This window comes from Blautia sp. MB18-30, from assembly GCF_023669475.1.
In the GTDB taxonomy this organism is placed as follows: Bacteria; Bacillota; Clostridia; order Lachnospirales; family Lachnospiraceae; genus Blautia_A; species Blautia_A fusiformis.
Genome location: NZ_JAMOYY010000003.1, coordinates 40,075 through 64,255 on the forward strand (window position 1 = coordinate 40,075; position 24,181 = coordinate 64,255).

Sequence of the window (24,181 nt, forward strand, 5' to 3'; positions counted from 1 at the left end):
ACTCTTATTTTATTTCTTTTTAACTCATTCAATGTTAAAAGTATAGTTTTTGTTTCTGTCTTCATTATCCTGCTGCTGAAGATAAAACATTGCCTTTTGAGTTTCAATCTCCGCTTTCAGTTCTTCTTTTGTCGGCAGGTATAATTTGTACTTGGAAGCAAATAATTGTTCATTGCCATGCATAACAGAATAACGGGCAATATCATCATCTGTATCGGAACAAAGAACAATACCGATTGTTGGGTTATCGCCCTCACTACGTTTCAATTCATCATACATACGGATATACATATCCATCTGTCCTACATCTTGATGTGTTATCTTTTCTGTTTTCAGGTCGATGAGGACAAAGCATTTCAGTATGTAATTGTAAAACACAAGGTCGATATAATAGTCCTGTTTCTCCGTATGGATATGCTGCTGCCTTGCCACAAAAGCATATCCCTTTCCAAGCTCCATCAAAAATTTCTGCAAATTGGAAAGAATACTTTTCTCAAGGTCACTCTCTGTAAAATCTGTATTCTGCGAAAAGCCTAAAAACTCCGCAACTACCGGATTCTTGATAAACTCCAACTTATCATTCTGATACGGTGCAGTCAGTTCCTTCATTTCACTTTCTACAAGCTCTTTTTTCTGAGTTTTGAGCATACGGTAATAATACTGAGAAGAAATATTCCTCTGCAAAGTACGGACACTCCAAGTCTGTTTTGCGGCTTCTTTCTCATACCAGTCGCGAGCTGCCTTCTCTTTAACCTGTAATAATGTTGCATAATGCGACCAAGACAGTAACCCAACAGATTTTCCAGACGATGTCTGGAAAATTTCAGGATAGGTCTTATAGAAAGAATAAAAGCTATATAGATTCGACTTTGTATAACCTTTTCCATATTCAGCCGATAATTCTTTTGCTAACTTTTTTATAATTTCAGCTCCATATTTTGCCCTATCCTCGCCCTGCAATTCTTCACTTGCGATTCTATAACCAAGAAGCCAATTTCTCTGTATAAGCGTTGTATTGACCGCCCGATATGCTGCTTTTTGTGAGGACTCGATAATCCCACACATATCTTTTAAAATGTCATCGGTTTTAACAAAATTATCCATAAAATTATTTTGACCGATTTTTTCCAATTTATTCTCCATAGCCATTGCTCCTTTGGATTTCATTTTCAAATTATTCGCTTTCCTGCATATCCTCATCAGCTTTTGCAATCATCTGTCTGTACTGTTCCTTCACACTTTCCGGTGCAAGTATCTGTACCTTGCCATTAAAGCCAAACACCCAACCGAAAAAGGTGGGACTAGCTGATACTTCGGTCTGTACTCTGAAAGACGTCATATCATACGCAAGGGTTGTCACATCCTCTCCGAAGCGGTCAACCATTGTTTTCATCAGACTGTTATCACACCGTAAATCCACAAGAACTTTCTCGCCTGAGAACATAAAGAACACTTCCTTTGTGTAATTCTCAATATCAAAATCATCAGGCATAGGAATAATGTCTTTATCCAATATCTCCGGCTTGGAAGCAATACGGTCTACCCTGAAATTGATAACCTTGCTTTTCTTCTCTGAATATCCGAGAACATAATAATAGTCCCCACACCAGAGAAGTTTATACGGACTGAGCTTATACACTTCGCCCTTGTTCTTCAGAACCTTTTTCTTTAATCCGGTATAATCATAATACTGGAAAGAAATCTGCTTACCTGCATTGATGGCATCATTTATAGCGTCGATGATATAATATATCTGCTCATTATCCGGCTTAATTCGATTGACCACATAGTTATTACGTTTCAGCTTTGCCACCTGTCCCGGACTGGTCATCGTATGTATCTTCTCAATCAGGGTTTCGCTTTTCTTCTTTGTAATGAACTTCGATGACTCTACTGCATCTATCAGCAGTTTCAGTTCCGGCAATTCAAACTTACGACTGGCTACAAAGTATTTGCTCTGAGTAGAATGGATAGTAACAATGTCCATCCCAAACTCCTGAAGTGCTGCAATGTCTTTTGTGACTGTAGTTCTATGTGCAGATATTCCGTACTCATCATTCAATATATTGATTAACTGTGTTGTGGAAAGAGGATTTTCTTCATCGGTTCTTTCCAGTAAAATCTTTTGTAAATATAAAATCCTTGGCTTTGTTTCCATAATTTTTATATACCTATCGCTCCATCAATAGTATCTGTCTACTTTTTCTTTTTAATCTTAGGTGCTGGCAATTCATCGTACATTGCATTAAATAGTCCTGTTAAAAATTTCTTATTATCCACATCTTCTACAAGCAGCATTTCCCTTGCCCCATCATACGGCAATTCATAAGTAGCTGTCGGCATATATGAAATTGCTGATTTTATCGGTTTTACAAGTAATCTGTCATCATAAATTCCGCCGACAATTTTACCACGATAATAAATAATATATTCGCCCATCATCGCACGGTAAGTAATCTCGTCCAATTCTGCCAACTGCTCTAATACAAATTCCAAATATTCTTTACTTGATGCCATTAGTTGTCCTCTGACCTAATTTCATTTTACTCAATTTATGCTTTCTTTATCGGGTGTCTTATTACCGTTTTGCATTTCTCCGGTGCAACTTTTCTTGGGTCTGATAAATAAATTTCGTGATGGCGTCGCTCATCAGTAAAATCATTTACATAACCGTTTTCTTCAAGATATTTATCCATCATTGCCACAGTTGCAGGTTCATCATCAAAAGCTCCTATATGCATTATCTGTACGCACAAACCTTCGTCAATACTCAAGAACTCTGCACCAGAGCAATCCATCTTTTTCTTTTTTGAAGCAGTTTCCACCGCCCAATCAAAATCTTTCTTTGTAATAAAATCAGGCAGACGAATAACAGAAATCCAGTTGAAAGCTGATTTATCAGTATAATCTATACTTTCAACATTGTCCTGCCACCAAAAGCCCTCAAGCGGCGGTACAACATATTCAAAAAATCCTTCTATTTTGTAATCCGTCTTATAGCTCATCTTGAGAGTATATGCAACAGCATACAAAACACCAATAGCAGTTTTATATTCTCCGCCTTCTTCATTAGGATTTCCTTTACCTCTTACCGCTATATAATTTGCCTTTGGAATTGTCACAATCTGCGGCTTATTCTTCGGCATATAGAACTCTTTATATTCTTTCTTAAAATCGAATGCCATTCGTCATTTCCTCCATAATCAGTTTATATGCTTCTTAAACTTGAATAAATCTATATGTCGATACTTGTCTGTTGAACTGCTAAAGTTGGTTCTAAAACATTTGATTTCATGAGCGTACTTCCTGCATACATTAAATAATGGACACCACTTGCAACTGCCATTTCCTCTGCTGCCGCTTTTTTGGCAAGTACAACTTCATCATCTATCTTATTATCTCCTTTTACCTCTATCAGTTGATATGAACCATCTTCCATAAGAGCGAGAAAATCAGGATAGTACTTTCTCAATCGCTTTGACTCAGGGTCATAATATTGCACTGACAAATCACCTTGATTGGAAGTAAACATACCTGTAAAATAAATTTCCTTAACCTTATTACTTGAAATATACTGTAAAAAGCATTCTTTCTCTGGTTTAGAGTCGAAACAATATGTATCTGCATGGAAACTCTTTGCTTCTTCCTTTGGTGTGAAATTATTATGTCCTTTGGTAATTACAAGCTCATCATTGGCTGAAAACTCATAGTATCCTGAATCTTTTGGTTCCCTAAGAAGAACCATATCAACATCTTCACTTTTCTGTGTACTCTTAACCTCATAAAGTGTATGAAAAATTTCAGGTATTATCACATCTTCCAAAATCTCATTATGACGATTAACTGCTGCAACAATATTACCTGAACCGTCCACGGACTCACGCAATATCTTAGCAATCGTAAGGCAAGAAATATTCATATACCGTGAAATTTCTGCCGTCAAAGAAAATTCGCTAAATCGCTCTTGCTCTTTCATAGAGTCAATATTCGTTTCCTTTTCAGATAATCCTAATCGCAAACTTCCTTTTTCATACATCTTAGCTTCATATTTTGACTCGTCCAATTCTGCCAAATGGAAATCAATAGGTACAGAATATTCCTTTTCGATGAGAGAATATTCGTGCCACAACCTTTTCATCTTAATACTTCTTGGCGGCGGTAAAACACGAACCTTATACACTTTTTTATTTGTATTTGGGGATTTACCAAAATCTGAAATCTCCATATTATAATTTTTGCGAAGTTCATCATCGAGCGTGTCGTAATTCTCTTTTGACAAGAAAATTGTAGCTTTTAACTGTTCCTTTGTAAGCTGTCTCAAGCAACGCATTGTAGCCTGTAAAACAAATACTTTTGATTTTGGACTTCTAAATAAAGCAATTCCAAGCAGTGAACGACAATTCCAACCTTCTCGCCCCTTTTCGACAAGGATAATAAATTGCTTTTTACTTCCCTCAGTACCAATAACATCAAGGTTGTTAAAATTCTTAATATCCTCATCTTTTGTGACAGAAGGGTCGCCTGTATTTACCAAAACAGTCGAAAGCGATATACCAAGTTCACTTAATACTTTTTCAACAGCAGGACGTACCACATCTGTTGCTTCTTTAACATTTGCTGCAAAAATAGCAAGCTTCGGTAATAATCCTTCATAAGTTTTACCACCATAGCGTTCCCAGAATTTAGTAATCGAAGTACGCAGAAACACCTCACTTTTAACATTTTCAAACCCAATCGGGTCTGCATCTTTCAAATATCCGTGAGCGATAGACTCATTCAACCCATAGGCATATACCACCTCCGGTAACACCTGTTTCTTAACATACGGTGTACCCGTGTAGTTATAGCAAGCAACAATAGAGGTACTTGCCGCAAGCATATTGATTGTATTACGAAGAGTTGTCTTATTTGCTCCACCAGAGCGAAGTTCTTTCTCCAAATCAGCTCCAAACAAATGATGTGCTTCATCGACATACACACCAAGCTGTGGCAGACGACAAAGTTTCTTAAAACGTTGATTATCAATCAGTGAAGCATCGTCCCACACATCAGAATCGTCATCATCATTTCCATAAATATCTGCAAGCAAAGAACCTGAGCCAAAAAGAATATCTGCCGGGGTATCTGCTTTGCGTTTTTTCTTTACAATGATTTTTTGATTATTAGAAATAACTATATTAAAGTCTGAGTCATCAATCGTATGAAGTGTTATACCTGTTCCTTCGAGAAAATGAAACTTTATATTTTGGTCTAATACACGAGCATACTCCGGCGGTACAACTTTTGTTTTATCAAAAGTCATAATTTCTCGAAGAGATTCCAAGACTGTCTTGTCTGGTGCAAACACCAATGCATTATGGCAAAATCTTTTATCCTTTGGGTATTTCTTTGCAAGTAGAAACTCATAGAAAATGCAAGTAGCCATAAGAATAGTCTTTCCAAGTCCCATAGTTAAAGCATAAATATAGTTAGGATAATCTTCCTTATACTTCTTCATCTGTTTGAACACAATTTCATTCTGCTCATCACCTATGTCCAAAAGAGTCCCCTGACCGCCTTTGTGAATAGTATAATACGATGCATCTGAAAATCTATTTTCTCTTTTTCTCCATTCATCAAACATTTGATACATATGAGCGTTGTCCATAAATTCCTTGATAAAAACATACATCTCCAAGGCTTCAAACTGTGGTTCTCGCAGGAACGCATCACTATTTTCGTTGCTATCATTATATGCAAGGAATTTTTTGGTTAAGTCATTGTATCTTGAACGTATTTTGCCTCTATTTTGGCTGTAATATTCCCATAGCTGTTCATAGAAAGCAAAATCCTGAACAAACGCTTTTGTATTTTTTGCCATAGGTTATTCAACCTCCATTTCCAATGACTCCGCTAACAGGTCTGTAATCTTAACTCGAATAGTTCCTGCATCTTCAGGAATATCATAAATACCTCTTACAATTTTTTTCTTGTCCGGCACATCGGTTACCGCTGGTTGCATAACCACTCCATCATAATTCCAATCAATCATTATTGATTCAACCAATTGTCGCCAATCTTCAACATATTCTTTTTGCAAAGAAAGTTTTTGCATGAGATTCATCGGATAAAATGACCTAATAACCAGTTTATTTCCCTCTTTGACAATCTCTGCCTCCGCTTCTCGTTTTAACTGTAAGTCTTTCTTATCTCTAAGAATATCTACAATTTCAATATTTAACTTGTATTCAGAAAGTTCTTGTTCCAAAGATGCCTTCAAATCTGGTTCATGTCCCATACAAACAATGGTTATCTTTTCTACGGGTTGCATTGGATTTTCTGCTTTTCTCTTTTCATATGTTTTGTATGGTAGATTTGCTTTCAATTCTTCCAAATCTGCCTTAGTTGCAATGCGATTTACCGGCATAATCTTAACCATTCGACCATCAAGTTCTCCGTCCCATACGTCACTCTGAGGAAACGGTTGTATCTCAAGAGCCTGAATAATCAAATCTCTTGCTTCAATTGGATTTCTAAAAAAGTCATAATTATTGACATTATAAACTTCAAAACCAGTGTACTTTTCTGCATTCATAATTTGCTGTTCTTCTTTTCCGGATTCCAAATCAATGACATCAGGTTTTATAATCTCTTGCATAGGCTCAGCTAATTTATCTTGTAATTGCAATAATCTTTTTGTTGTTACTTGCACTGCTCCTAGATTTATATCTGCACCAATAAATTTTCTGCCAAGTTTCATTGCTACAGCCTGAGTTGTACCACTTCCCATAAAGCAATCAAATACAATATCGCCAATATTACTAGATGCTCTTATTATACGTTCTATTAACTTTTCTGGTTTCTGTGTGGGATAACCTACCGGTTCAACTTTATCCGCTGGTTGTAACATTGGTATTCTCCACATATCATCTATTCTTTTTTCATATGACATCTTATACATTACATTGCCATTTTCATCTCTAGCATTTATTGCTTTCCCATCTACAAATTTCCTTACCAGCTGTTTTATTGGCTTCTCTCTTCTCTCATATTGAGTATTAAACACATAATTAGGCGTTTTGGAATAAACCAAAATTTTATCTGTAGTTCTGGGGAAACATGATGACTTGGGTGCCATTTTGTTATAATAATACCATGTTATTTCATTTATAAAATTGTCAGCTCCAAACAGCTCGTCCATTATACATTTTATATAATGTCCTTTGTGCCAATCACAATGTATATAAAGTACTCCTGTATCGCTTAACAACTCCTTCATAATAACTATTCTTTCATACATAAACTGAAGATATTCATCATTTGTCCAAATATCGCCATATTGTTTCTCTTCAAATGTTGAAATATCATTTGTGGCTTTTTTCCCTTTTAATTCCACTTTCATTTTATAATCGACACGACTATCAAAGGGTGGGTCAATGTATATCAACTGTACTTTACCACGATACTCTTTCAGCAAATGGCTCATAACCTGTAAGTTATCTCCCCAAAATATCTTATTTATCCAGCCATTGGTTTCCTCGCCATATCTTTCACGAAGTTGAGCAGGATAATACTGTGTAGATTCATAAGGACGCTTTCCCGTCCATCTAAGTTCCGGGTATCCCTTAATCGTCGGGCGTTTAGCAAATTCAAAAGTCATTTGTCCTTCCATTTTTTAAAATCCTCCATTATTCTTTGCTACCTTTTTTATTTCTGCGGCTCTAATCGGTATAAGTTGTCCTTCCATATACAAATCCCGCCCCAGTAAACTATGAAGTAGAATATATTTATCAGTTTCCAGCAAATTAGGATTTTCCCCCAGCAAAGCATTCACTCTTTCAATCATCATTGGTTCTGTAAGCTGTGCTAAAGTGGATTCAACATCAAGCTCTCCTGCATTACGAAGTTTCGTAAGACTGCTTAACAGCCCAATCCAATGATAAAGAAGTTTTCGCTTTTCTGCATCTACTTCTTCCTTTGTCATAGTTTCAGAGAATATCGACTGATTCTCAACTACCTTATATTCTGTCTCACATTTTATCTGGTCTATCTTAAGCTCTTTAGAAAATAAAACATCTTTTGCACCATTCCAAAGTGGGACTATATGCTTATGCCAAACATTAGGAATTACTTCATAGAAGAAAACATCGCCTACTCGGTCAATGGCATATTTAGAATATTCTACCATCTTATCTCGAACTAAATCTTTTATAGAAGAAGCATAACTTTCCTGCATCTCACTATCAGCCACATAATGCTTTAATTCCTTAAGTACCCTATGTGGTTTTCGATTCATCAATCGTCCATATTCATCTATAAAAGCCTCATTGTTTTTGTATTTTATGAAAAGTTCATCTGTTGGAATAATATATATAATATTACCTTTCGGAACTCTATGTTCTGCCATATACTCTACCTCTCGTTACTTATTACAGTAATATCGAAAATCGCAGTTCTTACAAGTTTTCGCATCATCGCAACGATGTTTAAAATCCTTCCTCAGGATTTTATGTACAGTGTCATCAAAAGCTGCAACTGTTCCTTCAATAGCAGTCCTTGTATAAGGATATGTTATCATCGGATTACCATTTTCTTCTCCTGTATAGTAGAGATGCATTTTGCTTACCTTCTGTCCGGTTCTCTGTTCAATAAGATAAGCATAGATTTGTAATTGTCTACGATAATGTTCTAATCTTTCTCGCATCTTAACCATATCTGGCTTTCGCTCAGATTTGAAATCAACTATTTCAACTGTACCATCAACGCCTTTGACAAGGTCAATCTTACCATCTATGATATAGTCCTCTTTAACAAGACTGACATCTACCTCAGCCTGCTGAACAGATGCCCATTTGCCGTCCATTCTCTCTGCATACCGTTCTACTTGACTGAGTGCTGCATTACGCTGTGGCTCAGCTAAATAAGTATGCTCCGACTTAACAAGCGAGTTATAATTTGACTCAAACCAAGTAGCAATATTATCGTTAGTGATTTTATCGACTTCTCCTCTGATAGCAGCTCTATGAATATCTTCAATGGTTTCATGAACCAAAGTACCGAACATCATAGCGTTCTGTCGAACAGGCATAAATTCAAGTTCCTTATAGAACTTATACTGTAAAGCACAAGTTTCATAAACTGTAATGTGAGAAGTAAACGAAAAGGAATTTTTCAAATTTACCTTCTTTACAGATTGAAAAGAAAATTCGCTTAAATCAAATTCGTCACTATTCACACTCTGAATTTCATCATAAATATCTCTAAAGTATTGGCTTGGAGTACGTTTATTTTCATCGCAGGTAAGTACGAGCAAATTCTGTGCCCTTGAAAAAGCCGTATAGTATAATCTCCAAAAATCAAAATACTTTGTTTGGTCATAAGGTTCAAATGCCGGTCTATGGAAATATTTTTCCTCGACTTCTGTCATAAGGTCTTTATATGTTTTTCTCGGTACATTACTTAAAGAATCCACCAATACAATTGGGAACTCCATTCCTTTAGATTGATGTATTGTAAGGAATGACACACAACCACTCGGTGCATACTCCGCCTCGTCCTCATACTCAGATATTCCACCGTCATAAAGTAGTTTTAAATAAAGATTAAAAAGTAGTTCTGTGTTTCTATCAATATATGAACCATTAAATACATCAACTCTATGCAGATACTCAAACTTACCGATTATCTGTGTAAGTAAAGCAAGATTTCTTGTAGGTCGAATATCAACAACACCTACACTCATATCTGTATCAAGAATATCGCTAAAAGGTCTAAACATAAACAACTTATAAAGCAATCCTGAATAAGCATAATCCGTCGTTCCAGTCAACCCTGCGTGTACTTTGCCGTGTTTTCTAATAAACTGTAATAGTTCTTTATTATCCGCCCTAGTAACATATTCATTAGCAGCAACAATGCATTCCCTATAATATCGGTAATGTTCTACCTGCAAAAAATCAAATTCTTGTTTTTCAAGTTTCATTACATATTTAGGAAACATAAGCATTAAACACCCCAATGCCAGTTTTATCTCATCACGTTTGAAAAACATATCTGAACGAGGAGAATAGACATTTATTCCATTTCTCTCCAAAAAATTTGCAAGTGCTGTTACTCGCTGATGCTTAACCGAGCTGAATAAAAAAGCCAGTTGGTTGTAATCCGTAAGCTTTCCTGATTCTTTTAACTCCTTAATAAAACCAAGTATTTTCTCATGCCACTCATCTTCATCATCTTTGCTAAATAATTTTACTACCGCAGGACTTTGTATATCGGACTTTACGTGTGGCTCAATTTTCTTTTGATAGCGATATATATCCCAAGAAAATTTGAATTTATGCCCCGATGTAGTTGATATCCATTCGTTATAAAAATCCACAATATCACTATTAGAACGATAATTTACTACCAGCGGAATAATCTTACATCCCTCATTTTCAAATTTGTGCGGAAATTCAAGTATATTACGGATAGTTGCACCCCTAAAACGATACAAACCTTGGTCATCATCTCCTACAACGCATATATTATGATGTTTAGCTCCAAGCAAAAACACTATCTGTTCCTGTATGTAGTTTGTATCCTGATATTCATCTATCATAAGATATTGAAGTTTATCTTGTAATTCTTCTAATATCTGTTTATTCTGCATAAGCAATTTGTAACATTCAGTCTGAATTGTTGAGAAATCAATCAAATTTCCTTCCTCAAGCATTTCTTGATAAACAGACAGCACTCTTCCAAGTGTTCTTATCCCAGGATTATCATCTGACTGCAATGCTTCAATATCAACCATTTCTTCAGACAAATGGTTGATATATGTGCAAATCTCATCAGACCGTTTCCAAGAACCTCCCTTTGAAAGAAGCTCATCAATTCCCTCTATATTCTTGAATTTATGAAAATTTCTAAACACAAGATACTTTTGGTCGAAAGTATCAAGTAAACGATAATTTCGTTTAAGTCTTGTAAACTCTAAATTCTCTTTTATAATCCTCAAACATAAAGAGTGAAATGTACCAATATACATTTCATTTACATTGACAGAAACATTCCTTTCTGCTAACTCATTTGTAATACGGGTTATAAGTTCTTTAGCTGCCTTTTCCGTAAAAGTAGCCATCATTATTTGTTCAGGTTTTATGCCACATTCTTGAATAAGATAAACCGCCCTCTTAACAAGTGTAAATGTTTTACCTGTACCGGGTCCTGCTGTGATAAGCACAAGACCGTCTGTAGCACTTATTGCTTCTTTTTGAGCTTCGTTTGCATTTCCATAATTAAACATATAAACAGCTCCTATTCCGTCCCAGTAAAATCCACTTTTCTTTATTCATCTAAAATAACTTCGCATATATCTCCGATGTCACAATGAAACACCTGACATATTTTCATCAGCACTTCAAGAGATACTGGCTCATTCTTATTTATCTTTGTTGCAGTATATGATGAAATATCCGCTGCCCGCATTAAATCTTGTCTTTTCATCTGATTATCAATCATAAGTTTTTGAAGTTTGTTATAACATATTCTCATCTGTAACACCCCTTCATCTTACAATTTTCTTTGTTACAGTTAATTATCTAACATTATATATTAAATTTTCAGGCATTTCAAGATTTCAGGCAGAAATGTAACTTTTCAGGCACTAAGGTGTCACTTTTTACTAACACCTAATACTACGTTTTGAGGATAAGAAAAAAGAGATGCCGAAGCACCTCAATTATACATTCTATTATTAACATTCAATGCAATCATCGCTATGACCTTTTCAATCGGCGGCTCTTTTCCGTCCGGTGCAACTGCTTTCCAAAAAGCTATTGCTTCCGGTTCAGCTCTTTTCATTGCTTCCCGAATGGCAAACTGCAATAGCTACAATCAACATTATCACACCGATAATCCTTGATATATTCTTTTTCATGTAATGCCATCCTTGTCAAGCTTGAATTTTCTACTCTTATCAATAACCCCAAGTCATCAGATTCCATTCTCCGCCTTCACTCCGTGCAAGCCACCATGACCAAGTGTATTCTTCGTTAGCCTCCCATGTACCGCCACCTTTTTTCAGCGAACAGAAACTGCTTTCAAATGCAATACATTGCGTAAAGGCTTCTTTATTATCATCCGTTCTTAAATCGTTCATCCATTCAATGTTATCTGCATTGTTGCATTCTTCATCTGTCATATAAGAAAGTCTATGCAATTCACAACCTTCAAACAAAGCGAACTGCTTTTTTATAATCTCAATGGCAGAGTCTATTTCTTCTTTTGAATAAATGGAAGATGCTCCATAATCAATTTCTACTTTTGATGTATCACCGTTCTTTCCGCATCCGGCAAAGAGAAGAACCAGCACAATGCAAAGCGTTACGGTTATAATCTTTTTCATAGTGAATACCTCTAACTTCCGATTTGCATTTCCATTCATTTTTAAAAATGGGCAACTCCGATTGGAATTGCCCACTCATTGCACTAATTATGCGATTTTTTCTTGCTTGCACCGATTTCTGCATCAATTGATATAAGTTTGATGCAAATCGCTGTTTTTTTAGTTTTTTATCAAATGAAGTACGTCCCGTCTATTCGGTAAAACGGTACATCTTTACATCATCTTAATACAGCTTTGCACCTGCCGGAATGTGGTCATCAACCATCAGAAGATGGAGCTTTTCTTCTCCTTCTTCTTCGTGAATAGCACTGAGGAGCATACCGCAAGAGTCAATGCCCATCATAGCTCTCGGTGGAAGATTTGTGATAGCGATAAGAGTTTTTCCAACCAGTTCTTCAGGCTCATAAAAGCTATGAATACCGCTTAAAATGGTTCTGTCTGTGCCTGTTCCGTCATCAAGCGTAAACTGTAACAGTTTCTTTGACTTCGGTACTGCAACACACTCTTTAACCTTTACTGCACGAAAATCTGACTTGCTGAATGTGTCAAAATCAACTGCTTCCTCAAACAAAGGCTCAATCTTTACCTTAGAAAAATCAATCTTTTCAGGCTCAGCTTTCACTTCTGCAGCTGCCGGAGCTGCTTCGGAAGTCTTGGAAGCTTTCTTATCAGCGTCCAGGGACTTCATTGTCGGGACCCTTTTTGTGGTTCTTTCATACTCGACCAAGCTGGTGTTAATACTATTAAATTCTCCATATTCCAATTATCCCCCATACTTCATATTTTTGCTCTACTTTGAGTCACTTTGCGGGCAAATGATGTAAAATATGATGTAAATGATGTAGGGCGATAGTAGTATATGCAAGAGCATATTCATATACAAGAAATTATAACTTCTCTTATTTACAATGTCAATCCACATCAAAGTAACGCTGCCTTATCTTTTCCTGCTTCAGAACAAGAAAAAAGAACACACAACACTCTGTATGTTCTCTTTCTGTATGTGAAGTCCAATATTATCCTTTGAAGTAGCTATCCAATCCTTTGAACTCTGCCGCTTTCATTTCTTTTGTAACATCAGCATAGATGTTCAGTGTAGTTGAAATATCTGAATGTCCGAGTGCGTCTTGAATGACCTTTATATTTACTCCAGCTTCACACATTCTTGTTGTAAATGTATGTCTAAGCGAGTGGCAGCTAAAATGAGGAAGTAACACATCAGGTTCATCACTGTGCAAAAACTGCTCATCATTGCAATCACGGATGATTCTTCGGATTGCTTTGTTGAGTGTGGCTTGGTGCTGTGCCTGACCAAAACGATTGATGAAAATAAAATCTGTATATCCGTCAATCGTGACCTCGCAATGAAGTCCTAAATCTTCCTGCTTCTGTTTCTCCTGTTCAAATGCTTCTCTCACAAAACCGAGCATTGGAACCTGCCTCATACTCGCCGGAGTCTTCGTTGTATTTACATTGAAATAACAGCCGCTTTTACTTCCCTCAGTTCTGTGGTCATAATATACAAGAGTATGATTAACATCAATCATTCCACTTTCCATATCAATATCACACCATCTCAATCCAGTTACTTCCCCCACACGAAGTCCAGTTCCTATCATTACTGCAAAGACCGGATACCAGTGTTCATATACAGGGTGGGTTTTCAGGAAATTCAGAAATAGCTCCTGCTCCGGTTTCGTCAACGCTCTACGCTTTTCCGACTGAAAACAATGTGCTTTTTTCAATTCTCTCAACACATTATCTGACGGGTTATTTCTGATAAAGTCATCATCGACAGCAATCTGTAAAACCTGATGAAGAACCGTATGTATATTATCAATCGTTGAAGGCTTCAAATTTCTTTCATCAACAAGATAATTATAGTATTTCTTAATATCTGATTTCTTCAGCGTTGATATTCTTTTACTTCCAATCACTGGTCGCACAAAGGTATTGTACATATATTTGTAATTCTCAAAGGTATTATTCTTCAGCCCTCTTTTCATATTTGCCCAAAGGTCAAATAATTCATCAATGGTTGTGTATCGTGCTTCGGTCTTAATACCATCACATTTATCTTTCTGAATACGCTTTTCTTTTTCTCTCAGGTCATCTAAAGTTCTTGCGTAAACAAATCTTCTTTTCATCTGGCTGTCCTGCCAGCTAAATTGATAAGTACCGTCTTTTCTCTGAACCTCTCCGGTTTTCAGAACAACCCTTGATTTATCTTTTCTTTTTGTCGCCATTGTGTCCTCCTAAATTCTAAACTGCTTATCTATATATTTGTCCAGTCGTTCCCTCACAATATGAATTTTATTGCCTATCCATATTGCAAAGGGACAACCTGCTTGATTAGACAACTCACGCAACTTCGTTCTTCCTATACCGGAATATGCTGCGGCTTCTTCAATTGTCAGCCACTTTCTTTCCCATATCGGTTCTTCAGCATTGCTTATGAGTTTTTCCTGATATGTTCTTACTTCGGCAAGTAAGCGTTCATCATCATTCAAGGAAAGTAAGTTTTTCAATGTATTCATCAAAAATCCTCCTCTTAATCATTCGACGATTTCCTATATGAAGAACAAATGGGCATTCTTCTTGGCTTGTTAGTTTTCTCAGTCTTTCTCTGCCTATGCCAGAATATTCAACTGCTTCATCAATCGTCAAATTAGACTTATGCCATATCGGCACATCATATTTTTTTCGGATAATCTTTTCTGTATCTGCCATTACGGAAGCACCTCCTTGTTTTTTTCTGCCCTTATGATAATTAAAAAATGGCGATGAGCCTATTATGCGAACCGACCCATCGCACATTTTACAAATCAGCTATATCGAATACGCATTATCAAGATATTCGTCCAGTTTTCTTCTTTTAATCAGTCGCTTACTTCCATTCCAAAGAACAAAAGGGCAAAACTCCGAGTCGGACATTTCTCTTAATTTTCTTGAGCCAATACCACAATAAGCTGCGGCTTCTTCTACTGTAAGATTGGACTTCTTCCAGATAGGAATAATGATTTTATTTTCTGTCATTGCTTCCCCTCTTTTCTTTCTTTGATGAATATCTGTCGGTAACAACATAATCCCAACCATCTCCATCACACTTATCACATCTGTCTTTTCGCTTTGCAAATGGGTCAAGTCGCCTTACAATATAGTCCGGATTGTGGATGTAATCATTCAGGCACTTCGGGCATAGACAACGAATATTTTCTTTCCCCTCCGGCTTGTAAACCCAAAGTCCAAAAGTCTTTTTCAAAGTTGCGTTTATCTGCCTGAAAAGTTTATCGTCATCTACCGTACCTATGTATTCACGCAAATCCTCTCTATTGACTGTCCGTATCTGCTCCAGAAGAACCATTGACGGTTTTTTCAGTCCAAACTCCTCGCCAAGAATAATGTGCGATGGCAAATATCTTTTCTTGATTACACTTGTAACCGCTGCAACAATAATCGTTGGAGCATTCTGGTTATAATCGTCTGCCTGAACGACAAGCACCGGACGCTCTCCGCTTTGTACTGAACCACTGTTATCTCCAAAGTCATAGTAGAATAAATCCCCACGACAAATCATTTTTTCTTTCATATACATAACCTCACAAGAATCAAATTTTTAAAGTGTCATTCGTATCCGGAATGAAATAACCCCTTCACTCATTTGGACAAAGGGTGCTGAAATGCACACCCAAAATCAGAGATTTTCATAAAATTTGATAAAGTTTTTCTTTGCCGCTGCAATAGACTTATCTACGGAGCTGTAATATACGCCCTCCTGCTTTGCAATCACTCTGGAACTCAGACCGCAGCACACATTCTTCATAAGACGTTCCCTTTGAAGTGGCTGCAACATTGAAAGTGCTATCCTTGCTTTCCTGATTTCACACTGACGCAATTCTTCTCTTTCCAGTTCAAGCCTTTCTTTCTCTGCTCTTTCAAACGGGTCATCAAACATAATGGCAAGTTCTTTATGGAACTGTGAGGACATTTCATCGTCATATCCATAGCAGTCAAGTGTGCGACTGCTTCTCTTTGCATACTTGTCCTCATTTCGGTTTGCATCGTCAATTACCTCTCCCTGTGCAATGGAAAGATGAACAAACGGAGAATATCTTTCTATAACAAGGGGATACTTCTCCCAAAGCTCTTTTACAGACAATTCCGTAATAATCGCCCATTTTTCATCTCCGGTATAACCGTTATATTCGTATTTAAGATTTATCAGTTTACAATCCTTTGCAAATAATTCTTCTTGTTCTGTTAATGTAAGTTTGTTTGTCATTTCCGTAATCTCCTTTGAATTTTGAAAAATTGATAAGTTTCAAAATTCGGAGATTACGGGTACTCAGCTATCTGGCACTGCCAAACGGTATAAAACATAAAAGTCCTTTCCCAAGTAAGGGAAAAGACCTAATACTGCACGAAGCATAATCGAGTAAAACAGCAACAAAAAAGCACCGTCGAATCTGGACAGCAAAGAATACTTCTATTCTTCACTTATCCGGCTTCGTACGGTGCTTGGTAGTTTAGCAAATAAATTGCTTATCTCCGCTTACTCGATTAGAAATCGTTTCAATATTTACTTGTAATCTTCATCGCCTGCAATTCCTGCCATATCCGTTCCTACGGATTCTTCGGAAGTAAGCGAGATTTAAGATGTGGACATTCTTGCATTTCTGACACTTCACACTCAAATGTCCGGTTGCATCTGAAAAAACTCTCTGTATCCTGAACCCACAAGTCGGGCAGAGAATATCACGCTCTTTCAGGCTTTCTGCTTCTACTCTTGACAGAAGCAATCTCTTTTGTATTTCAGGTGCTACCTGAGTCTGTAACCTCATTGTGAAACACCTCCCAGATTTAACTCATTGGAAATGTACTCAAGGATATTGTGATACTCAAATAGTCCCATATCTCTCAATCTGATAACCAAGGCTGTATAAGATACTCCGATATAAGCTGCCATTCTGCGAATAACTGCTTTATCCTTTGAAGTAATGGTATTATCGCCATAAACTTTTATCGGATTTGACTGATTATATTTCGCCAAGGCATTTTCAATAATTCTTCTCGGCATAAGAAGCGAAGCTCCCATTGTATCTGCCTGCCACTCAACAGACGCAAACATCTGAGCCAGTTCCTCTTTGGAATAACTACGCTCACTGTCATACTCTGCATGAAAGCGTCCTTCACTCGGCATTGCATACATCTTACTCAAGATATGATGTGACGCTTCGTGTGCCATTGTAAACCTGCGACGTCCCTGCTCCTTTTCAGCAAGAAGAAATTTATCAAGTACGATGGTATCTTTCGGGAAAACAAAGGGAATAATTTTTCCGTCCTGATGTACCAGCAGTGGTGTTGCTCCATCTGCCAGAAAACCAATCCTGCCTGCATCATCTTCTGCGAAAGAAGCGTATTCAATTCGTAACATAAGAAATTCTGTAATGAAATGTTCTATGTCGATGGATTGAATCACTCGATTGCTAAACTTATTAGCATAAGCTGTTATCAAGCCTTCGCTGATTTCTTCCAACTCGGCTCTTGACATATAAATACTCAAGTTGTGTCCACCTCCGACTCCACCTTGTCCGGCGGTGCAACTCCTCCGGCAAAGTTCTGTTGTATTTCCGCACTATCCAAATTGATTAGATAGCGAATTCCTTCAAGTGTTCTCATTCGTCTGTCCTCTGTTATAGTTCTTTGATGATGTGACAAGCCACACCCTGAATGCAGCACTCATCTACAATGATGTCTTTCATCTTCTTATTTTCCGGATGGAGAATGATTTTCTTATTCTCATCATCTCGGAAGTAGCGTTTCAATGTATTCTGATTATCCACAAGGGCAACTACTATATCGCCCTCGTTGGCTTCTACCTGCTTTTTGACAACCACAAGGTCGCCGTCATCTATCCCTGCATCAATCATAGACTGACCGCTTGCTCTTAATATGAAGAAATCTCCTTTGCCGAAAATAGCAGTAGGAAGTGATACATATTCTTCAATATTTTCTTCCTCATACTGAGGACTACCACAAGGAATAGAACCTACAATCGGTGTCTGTGTCTGTTCGCCACTGTACTTACGGGTCACATTGGTACTAATCTCCTGCCCGTCGTACTCAATCATATTCTTCTCAGCCATCTCTACCAAGTATTTATATGCTGTACCTCTGGCAATGCCAACAGCTTCCGCAATCTTTGTAGTCGATGGGGATTGTCTGTTTTGCAGGTAATAATCCTCGATATACTTTTTTATCTCACTCATAAGTTCAGGACTCTTGCTTCTCATACCTGCACCTCGCTTTCTTTTCTATCGGAAGCAGTTTGCTTTCGATAGTTTTATTATACCTGATACGAAAATTTTTTCAAGTAGGTTTTTCGCAAAAGAAAAGAGGTGTCGCAAATTGCTAACACCTCAAAATTTCTTTGCTTGCACTGAAATCATTAACTCCAATGGCTTACTATTTTTCTCTATTCTCATCTTTTCTTATACAATACAAGTTCCGGATTCTTACCGTCTTCTTCATAAGTGCAAATAAGAATAAAATCCATATCTGCAACAACGCCGAAACATCTATCGCCGCCGTATTCACATTCAAGCTGATTGCCCAGATATGTCTTTGCCTCATTCAAAAACTTAGCCGCTTGCCCATTCGGAAGCCGGTACTCAAGATTCACATACTTTCCCACAAGGGCATTCAGTTTTTCCACCTTTGGCATTCCGTCAACATTCAATTCGTTAATTTCATTGATTAACTTTTTCTTGAATTCTTCAAACTGACCGTTATCACTAAGCTCATCATATTTCTTCCAGTAATCCAAAGTAGGAAGCAGCTCTTTCATATAAGAACGGGCTTGTTCCTCCGTGAAATTCTCGCTTACCATATTCTTAACACAAACTTCAATCAAATCATCCATATCATTGTAAGTATATGTTCCGTCGGCATAACACCACTTACAATAGTCCTCATTGAAAGAACCATCGTGATTGTGTCCGATAATATCATCATCTTCAAGCGGCATTCCGCAGCATTGACAAATAAGCTTTCTCGGTGAGCCTAAAAGTGTATTTATGGAAACATCGAATACTTTTGACAGCAATTTCAATGTTTCCGTATTCGGAACTGTTTCTCCGTTTTCCCAACGTGAAACTGCCTGACGACTTACAAAAACTTTTTCTGCAAGCTCATCCTGCGACATTCCCTTTTGAGTACGAAGTTCAAGTATGACCTGTTTTGTATCCATTATGCAGTACCTCCCTTACACCTTTATTATAGTCTCACGCATTATCTCAAACAAGCAACTCGCAGTTGCTGTCCTTATTACTCACCTTTTTCGTTCACGGCTAACCAAATTTCACAATGATAGTTTGGGGCGGTTGTATTCACAAACGGATAAACTTCAAACTCCACGCCCTAAGCATATTCATACTTCGAGCTTTGTGGGAAGATTCTGCCGTTTCTTGACATCGTATGCTTTGGAGTGTTACATTTCCTGTTCTTTGTTTCCTTTTTCCTGCATACCCTCATCGGCTTGTGCAATCATCTGTTTGTACTGTTCTTTCACACTTTCCGGTGCAAGTATCTGTACTTTTCCATTAAAGCCAAACACCCAACCGAAAAAGGTAGGGCTGGCTGATACTTCGGTCTGTACCCTGAAAGACGTCATATCATACGCAAGGGTTGTCACATCTTCTCCGAAACGGTCAACCATTGTTTTCATCAGACTGTTATCACACCGTAAATCCACAAGAACTTTCTCGCCTGAGAACATAAAGAAAACTTCCTTTGTGTAATTTTCAATATCAAAATCATCAGGCATAGGAATAATGTCCTTATCCAATATCTCAGGTTTTGAAGCAATACGGTCTACTCTGAAATTGATAACCTTACTTTTCTTCTCAGAATATCCGAGAACATAATAATAGTCCCCACACCAGAGAAGTTTATACGGACTGAGCTTATACACTTCGCCCTTGTTCTTCAGAACCTTTTTCTTTAATCCAGTATAATCATAATACTGAAAAGAAATCTGCTTGCCTGCATTGATGGCGTCGTTTATAGCGTCAATAATGTAATATATCTGCTCATTATCCGGCTTAATGCGATTGACCACATAGTTATTACGCTTCAGCTTTGCCACCTGCCCCGGACTGGTCATCGTATGTATCTTCTCAATCAGAGTTTCGCTTTTCTTCTTTGTAATGAACTTCGATGACTCCACTGCATCTATCAGCAGTTTCAGTTCCGGCAATTCAAACTTACGGCTGGCTACAAAATATTTGCTCTGAGTAGAATGGATAGTAACAATATCCATTCCAAACTCCTGAAGTGCAGCAATATCTTTTGTGACCGTCGTTCTATGTGCAGATATTCCGTATTCATCATTCAATATATTGATTAGCTGCGTCGTCGAAAGCGGATGTTCCTCGTCCGTTCGTTCCTCTAATATTTTCTTTAAGTATAATATTCTCGGCTTTGTTTCCATTGTTTGCCCTTTCCAAGCTATTACTCATATAGTCCTTTGAACATTTCTCCCTGTATCACGCTGATTTGTTCAGTCGGAATTACTGTTTCATCCTGCATAATCAGTTTGCGTTCAAATTCATCAATCTTTTTCACTATGCCGGAATGCGTGAGATATGCTCCTCCGGATTTTTTATTATCAGGCACGAAATAAGTTATTGATATTTCCTGTTCTGTGCCGATATTATCTCTAATCATATTTAATTGGTCATTTAATTTCATAATGACTTCATCGCTTAACTCTAACCGTTCATCTGTTAGCCTTGCAGTCTCTTTAATGGCTGCATCGTGTCCTGTAAGTGCCGCAAAAGGTGCAAACTGTGCTGCTCTGTCGTGAAGTGACATACGAGGATGGTTCTTCGATGTCGGATTCGGCAGATTGATTATATCGTCATAGGAATGTTCATCCATCTGTTACAGCACCTCCTTTGCTCGACAAACTTGAATTTATAGTCCTCTCAAAACCAATTTGCTTTTTCTTCTCGAAATACGGGAATATCACTATCTCGATATGGATTGTAATTATGAAGATTGCAACCAAACTCTTTTAATGATTTTATTTTGTTATCCTGTGTCCATACAATTAAAGATATTCCGTCAAATTCTTCAACATTTCCATTATTCATTTTGCTTTTAAAATACCACTCCACGATTGTTTGATTGCCTTGATGAAAAAATTGCTTAATCTCCCAGACAAGAACACTTCCGCGTGTATTCCATTCGTCAAACCAGTGCTTTACCGTTTTGCGGTTTTCATATTTAGGACTCCAACTCTCAGTATATACAACATCATCTGTAAAAATATTGTCAATTCCTAAATCTGCTTTCTTAATCCACATATCAAACCATAATCGGATAATTTTTTCTCTCTCGTTCATAAAGTACCTCCATAACTTCCGATTTTCTCAATTCTCCAAACTTGAATTGACCGAGCTGATAGTTACCGTTTTCTAACACTCCATTCATCATCTTGAGCTTTTCTTTCAGCATAGTAACCGCAAGGCATATCCTTTAGAATACCAACAGAATTATCTAAGTCGAATACTGATTTTAAGGATACTAACTTTGCTTCGTCTGTTTCATGTGCTTTTCCACATAGAAATTGCCACATTCCATCATCTTCATCATGTGATACATACAAAATAGGTTCTCCATTCTCTAATATGTGGCAACAGGTTATTGTAGCTGTATTTGGTGCATCATAAAATGGGAATTTCATATTTAACACTCCTTTCAAACTTGAATTTTATAACTTATCAATCCCAATATAATATTATCATATGGTCTATCTTCTTGCGGTCAGTCAGCTCTATAATATGAGGATTATTCTCTTCCTGAGCTATAATCCATACTTTATAGTTTCCACATTCATCACTATCTCCAACAAAAGAAATATTACTTGGTTCAGCAACACCACTTTTTTCAATATATCTCTCTATTTGGGAAATAGGTAAAACTGTGTCAATCCAAAGAGCATCGGCGTATGTTGATTTTTCTCCTTTACTATTTGTGATTTCATAGCCATAAGTAGATACATAAATTACACTATCTGAGTCAGCAGACTTAATCTGTGCTACAAAGTTTTGTAAAGGATTAATATCTTCTTCGTCTAAACAAAAACTATTATAATCCTTACTTTTTTTATCAAAGTAATTATCAAATCCCATCAGAACATCAGCATTCAAATCAAATTTTCTTGAATTAAAAACTATTTCTAATATGCCCATATTTTATTCCTCAAATTTCAGTTTATTTAAGCCTTATGACCGCCGATTTGCTCGTTTCGGTCTTTGGCGGTTGCACCTTCTTCAAGGTTCATTCCCTTCAACACAGCATTCTTGCCAAACTTCTTTTTGATACTCAGCATTGCTTCTTGCATACGCCTTTCCCGTTCTAATTTTTCTTCTTCCTCCGCCTGCTTCTTCCTCTGTGCTTCGTAATCGGTAAAGAGGTCGAGTTGCTGGTATTCATCTTCCTGCTTGACGGATTTTTCATCAACAAGTTTATTCGCTGTGATTGTTATTCTGCGTACAAGCAAATGCTCGTCAACTATCCTGTCATACAAGTCCATCACGGCGTTGGTAATCAATCGAGTAGAGGAAGTCTTTTTCTCAAGATTCGCTGTTCCGTGTGCGTGCTTTGGAACTTTGCGTCCATATCGGTCAATCGTAACCTCGCCTTTGTATTGATATTTTAGGTTCGGATTACTTAAATTCTCAATATCATAGCCGATTGTCAACACAAGCTGGTCAGTTACAAGTCCTTTATCCACCAAATCAAGCACCATTTGGTCGGTCATTTCTTTTACAATCAACTTTGCCTTTTCGTAATCATACGGGCAGTGAAGTACCTGTCCTGAACATACACTATTGGTTTCCGGCTTATAGGCTTTGACCTGCTCCATCGTACAAGGTTCATATCCCCAAGCATGGTCAATTAGCAATTCCGCATTGATTCCAAACAGCTTGTAGAGCAGTTCTTCGTTATACAGTTCATTCGACTTTCCGATGGAACACCTTGCAATATCTCCCATAGTAAAAAGTCCATGTTCTTCCAGTTTCTTTGCATAGCCTTTACCAACTCTCCAGAAATCTGTAAGCGGTCTATGATTCCATAGCTGTCTGCGGTAAGACATTTCATCCAATTCGGCAATTCGCACACCGTCCTTGTCCGGCTCAATATGCTTTGCCACGATATCCATTGCAATCTTACACAAGTACATATTCGTGCCGATTCCGGCTGTTGCCGTAATTCCTGTTGTTTTCAAAACATCCTGTATCATCGTCATGGCAAGTTCCCTTGCAGTCATCTGATAGGTATTCAGATAATTGGTTGCATCTATGAATACTTCATCAATCGAGTACGGGAAAATATCTTCCGGAGCAATGTATTTCAAGTAAACACTGTAAATCTTGGTACTATATTCCAGATAGTATGCCATACGAGGTGGTGCAACGATATAATCAATCTCCAATGCCGGATTCGCATTTAATTCTGTACTGTCATCAGACGAACCAGTAAATGTACGATTTAGTGCTTTCCACCTTCGGGTATTATTAGCTTCTTTTACCTTTTGCACGACTTCAAACAAGCGTGGTCTGCCGGGTATCCCATAACTTTTTAATGACGGAGATACCGCAAGGCAGATGGTTTTCTCTGTCCTGCTCTTATCTGCAACCACAAGATTTGTTGTCAATGGGTCACGATTTCGTTCTTTACACTCCACAGAAGCATAGAATGATTTAAGGTCGATTGCGATATAGGTCTTTTGCTTTGCCATCATTC

The 24,181-nt window shown here is 37.4% G+C and carries 26 protein-coding genes and 1 pseudogene; all 27 read right to left on the minus strand.

Going from position 1 to position 24,181, the window contains the following annotated elements; translation table 11 throughout:
- Window positions 1–24: 24 nt before the first annotated feature.
- Window positions 25–1,143 (minus strand): PDDEXK nuclease domain-containing protein, encoded by a 1,119-nt coding sequence (locus NCY57_RS01955; protein WP_110103191.1) that lies wholly within the window; start codon window positions 1,141–1,143, stop codon window positions 25–27.
- A 31-nt stretch (window positions 1,144–1,174) separates the two neighbouring features.
- Window positions 1,175–2,158 carry a helix-turn-helix transcriptional regulator gene (locus tag NCY57_RS01960; protein WP_015526680.1) on the minus strand — a complete coding sequence of 328 codons (984 nt, stop codon included), beginning with the start codon at window positions 2,156–2,158 and terminating at the stop codon, window positions 1,175–1,177.
- Between the two features lie 38 nt (window positions 2,159–2,196).
- On the minus strand, window positions 2,197–2,517 hold the full coding sequence (locus tag NCY57_RS01965; RefSeq protein WP_178688220.1) for a TfoX/Sxy family protein: 321 nt from the start codon (window positions 2,515–2,517) through the stop codon (window positions 2,197–2,199).
- Between the two features lie 35 nt (window positions 2,518–2,552).
- Window positions 2,553–3,185 carry a GyrI-like domain-containing protein gene (locus NCY57_RS01970; RefSeq protein ID WP_118149088.1) on the minus strand — a complete coding sequence of 211 codons (633 nt, stop codon included), beginning with the start codon at window positions 3,183–3,185 and terminating at the stop codon, window positions 2,553–2,555.
- 50 nt (window positions 3,186–3,235) lie between these two features.
- A complete protein-coding gene (locus NCY57_RS01975) occupies window positions 3,236–5,860 on the minus strand; it encodes a TnsA endonuclease N-terminal domain-containing protein (protein ID WP_173776067.1) in 2,625 nt (874 codons plus the stop codon).
- Between the two features lie 3 nt (window positions 5,861–5,863).
- Window positions 5,864–7,651 carry a site-specific DNA-methyltransferase gene (locus tag NCY57_RS01980; protein WP_173776066.1) on the minus strand — a complete coding sequence of 596 codons (1,788 nt, stop codon included), beginning with the start codon at window positions 7,649–7,651 and terminating at the stop codon, window positions 5,864–5,866.
- Window positions 7,652–7,654: 3 nt separating this feature from the next.
- Window positions 7,655–8,386 (minus strand): hypothetical protein, encoded by a 732-nt coding sequence (locus tag NCY57_RS01985; protein WP_173739836.1) that lies wholly within the window; start codon window positions 8,384–8,386, stop codon window positions 7,655–7,657.
- A 15-nt stretch (window positions 8,387–8,401) separates the two neighbouring features.
- Entirely contained in the window at window positions 8,402–11,266 is a 2,865-nt protein-coding gene (locus NCY57_RS01990) for an ATP-dependent helicase (protein ID WP_173739835.1), read from the minus strand.
- 41 nt (window positions 11,267–11,307) lie between these two features.
- Window positions 11,308–11,514, minus strand: a complete 207-nt coding sequence (locus tag NCY57_RS01995) for a helix-turn-helix domain-containing protein (RefSeq protein WP_173739834.1) — start codon at window positions 11,512–11,514, stop codon at window positions 11,308–11,310.
- A gap of 183 nt (window positions 11,515–11,697) precedes the next feature.
- Window positions 11,698–11,823 carry a hypothetical protein gene (locus tag NCY57_RS16765; RefSeq protein ID WP_274602095.1) on the minus strand — a complete coding sequence of 42 codons (126 nt, stop codon included), beginning with the start codon at window positions 11,821–11,823 and terminating at the stop codon, window positions 11,698–11,700.
- A gap of 115 nt (window positions 11,824–11,938) precedes the next feature.
- A complete protein-coding gene (locus NCY57_RS02000) occupies window positions 11,939–12,367 on the minus strand; it encodes a hypothetical protein (protein WP_173739833.1) in 429 nt (142 codons plus the stop codon).
- 223 nt (window positions 12,368–12,590) lie between these two features.
- A pseudogene (locus NCY57_RS02005) lies at window positions 12,591–13,061 on the minus strand (lysine--tRNA ligase); the annotation flags it as partial.
- A 322-nt stretch (window positions 13,062–13,383) separates the two neighbouring features.
- A complete protein-coding gene (locus NCY57_RS02010; RefSeq protein WP_215689177.1) occupies window positions 13,384–14,613 on the minus strand; it encodes a tyrosine-type recombinase/integrase in 1,230 nt (409 codons plus the stop codon).
- Window positions 14,614–14,622: 9 nt separating this feature from the next.
- Window positions 14,623–14,904: an excisionase gene (locus NCY57_RS02015; RefSeq protein WP_023920548.1), complete on the minus strand. Its 282-nt coding sequence runs from the start codon at window positions 14,902–14,904 to the stop codon at window positions 14,623–14,625.
- On the minus strand, window positions 14,870–15,097 hold the full coding sequence (locus tag NCY57_RS02020) for an excisionase (RefSeq protein WP_002594705.1): 228 nt from the start codon (window positions 15,095–15,097) through the stop codon (window positions 14,870–14,872). Before NCY57_RS02020 ends, NCY57_RS02015 begins: the two co-directional genes overlap by 35 nt.
- A gap of 99 nt (window positions 15,098–15,196) precedes the next feature.
- A complete protein-coding gene (locus NCY57_RS02025) occupies window positions 15,197–15,403 on the minus strand; it encodes an excisionase (RefSeq protein WP_002594704.1) in 207 nt (68 codons plus the stop codon).
- Window positions 15,390–15,956 carry a type II toxin-antitoxin system PemK/MazF family toxin gene (locus tag NCY57_RS02030; protein WP_015530049.1) on the minus strand — a complete coding sequence of 189 codons (567 nt, stop codon included), beginning with the start codon at window positions 15,954–15,956 and terminating at the stop codon, window positions 15,390–15,392. Before NCY57_RS02030 ends, NCY57_RS02025 begins: the two co-directional genes overlap by 14 nt.
- Before the next feature lie 105 nt (window positions 15,957–16,061).
- Window positions 16,062–16,649 (minus strand): sigma-70 family RNA polymerase sigma factor, encoded by a 588-nt coding sequence (locus NCY57_RS02035; protein WP_250789431.1) that lies wholly within the window; start codon window positions 16,647–16,649, stop codon window positions 16,062–16,064.
- Between the two features lie 555 nt (window positions 16,650–17,204).
- Window positions 17,205–17,930 (minus strand): ImmA/IrrE family metallo-endopeptidase, encoded by a 726-nt coding sequence (locus NCY57_RS02040; RefSeq protein WP_008789352.1) that lies wholly within the window; start codon window positions 17,928–17,930, stop codon window positions 17,205–17,207.
- A gap of 130 nt (window positions 17,931–18,060) precedes the next feature.
- Window positions 18,061–18,636: a transcriptional repressor LexA gene (gene lexA, locus NCY57_RS02045; RefSeq protein ID WP_227402223.1), complete on the minus strand. Its 576-nt coding sequence runs from the start codon at window positions 18,634–18,636 to the stop codon at window positions 18,061–18,063.
- Between the two features lie 212 nt (window positions 18,637–18,848).
- A complete protein-coding gene (locus NCY57_RS02050; RefSeq protein WP_055215141.1) occupies window positions 18,849–19,616 on the minus strand; it encodes a zinc ribbon domain-containing protein in 768 nt (255 codons plus the stop codon).
- Window positions 19,617–19,856: 240 nt separating this feature from the next.
- Window positions 19,857–20,858 (minus strand): helix-turn-helix transcriptional regulator, encoded by a 1,002-nt coding sequence (locus tag NCY57_RS02055; protein WP_035402043.1) that lies wholly within the window; start codon window positions 20,856–20,858, stop codon window positions 19,857–19,859.
- 20 nt (window positions 20,859–20,878) lie between these two features.
- Complete coding sequence (locus NCY57_RS02060) at window positions 20,879–21,307, minus strand: hypothetical protein (RefSeq protein ID WP_250789432.1); 429 nt, start codon at window positions 21,305–21,307, stop codon at window positions 20,879–20,881.
- Between the two features lie 47 nt (window positions 21,308–21,354).
- Entirely contained in the window at window positions 21,355–21,774 is a 420-nt protein-coding gene (locus NCY57_RS02065; protein WP_003864537.1) for a nuclear transport factor 2 family protein, read from the minus strand.
- Window positions 21,775–21,836: 62 nt separating this feature from the next.
- The gene (locus NCY57_RS02070) at window positions 21,837–22,115 is read right to left on the minus strand and encodes a hypothetical protein (RefSeq protein ID WP_005342358.1); all 279 of its coding nucleotides are present in this window, start codon (window positions 22,113–22,115) and stop codon (window positions 21,837–21,839) included.
- Between the two features lie 37 nt (window positions 22,116–22,152).
- Complete coding sequence (locus NCY57_RS02075; RefSeq protein WP_250789433.1) at window positions 22,153–22,623, minus strand: hypothetical protein; 471 nt, start codon at window positions 22,621–22,623, stop codon at window positions 22,153–22,155.
- Window positions 22,624–22,649: 26 nt separating this feature from the next.
- On the minus strand, window positions 22,650–24,176 hold the full coding sequence (locus tag NCY57_RS02080; RefSeq protein WP_015530036.1) for a Y-family DNA polymerase: 1,527 nt from the start codon (window positions 24,174–24,176) through the stop codon (window positions 22,650–22,652).
- Between the last annotated feature and the right edge of the window lie 5 nt (window positions 24,177–24,181).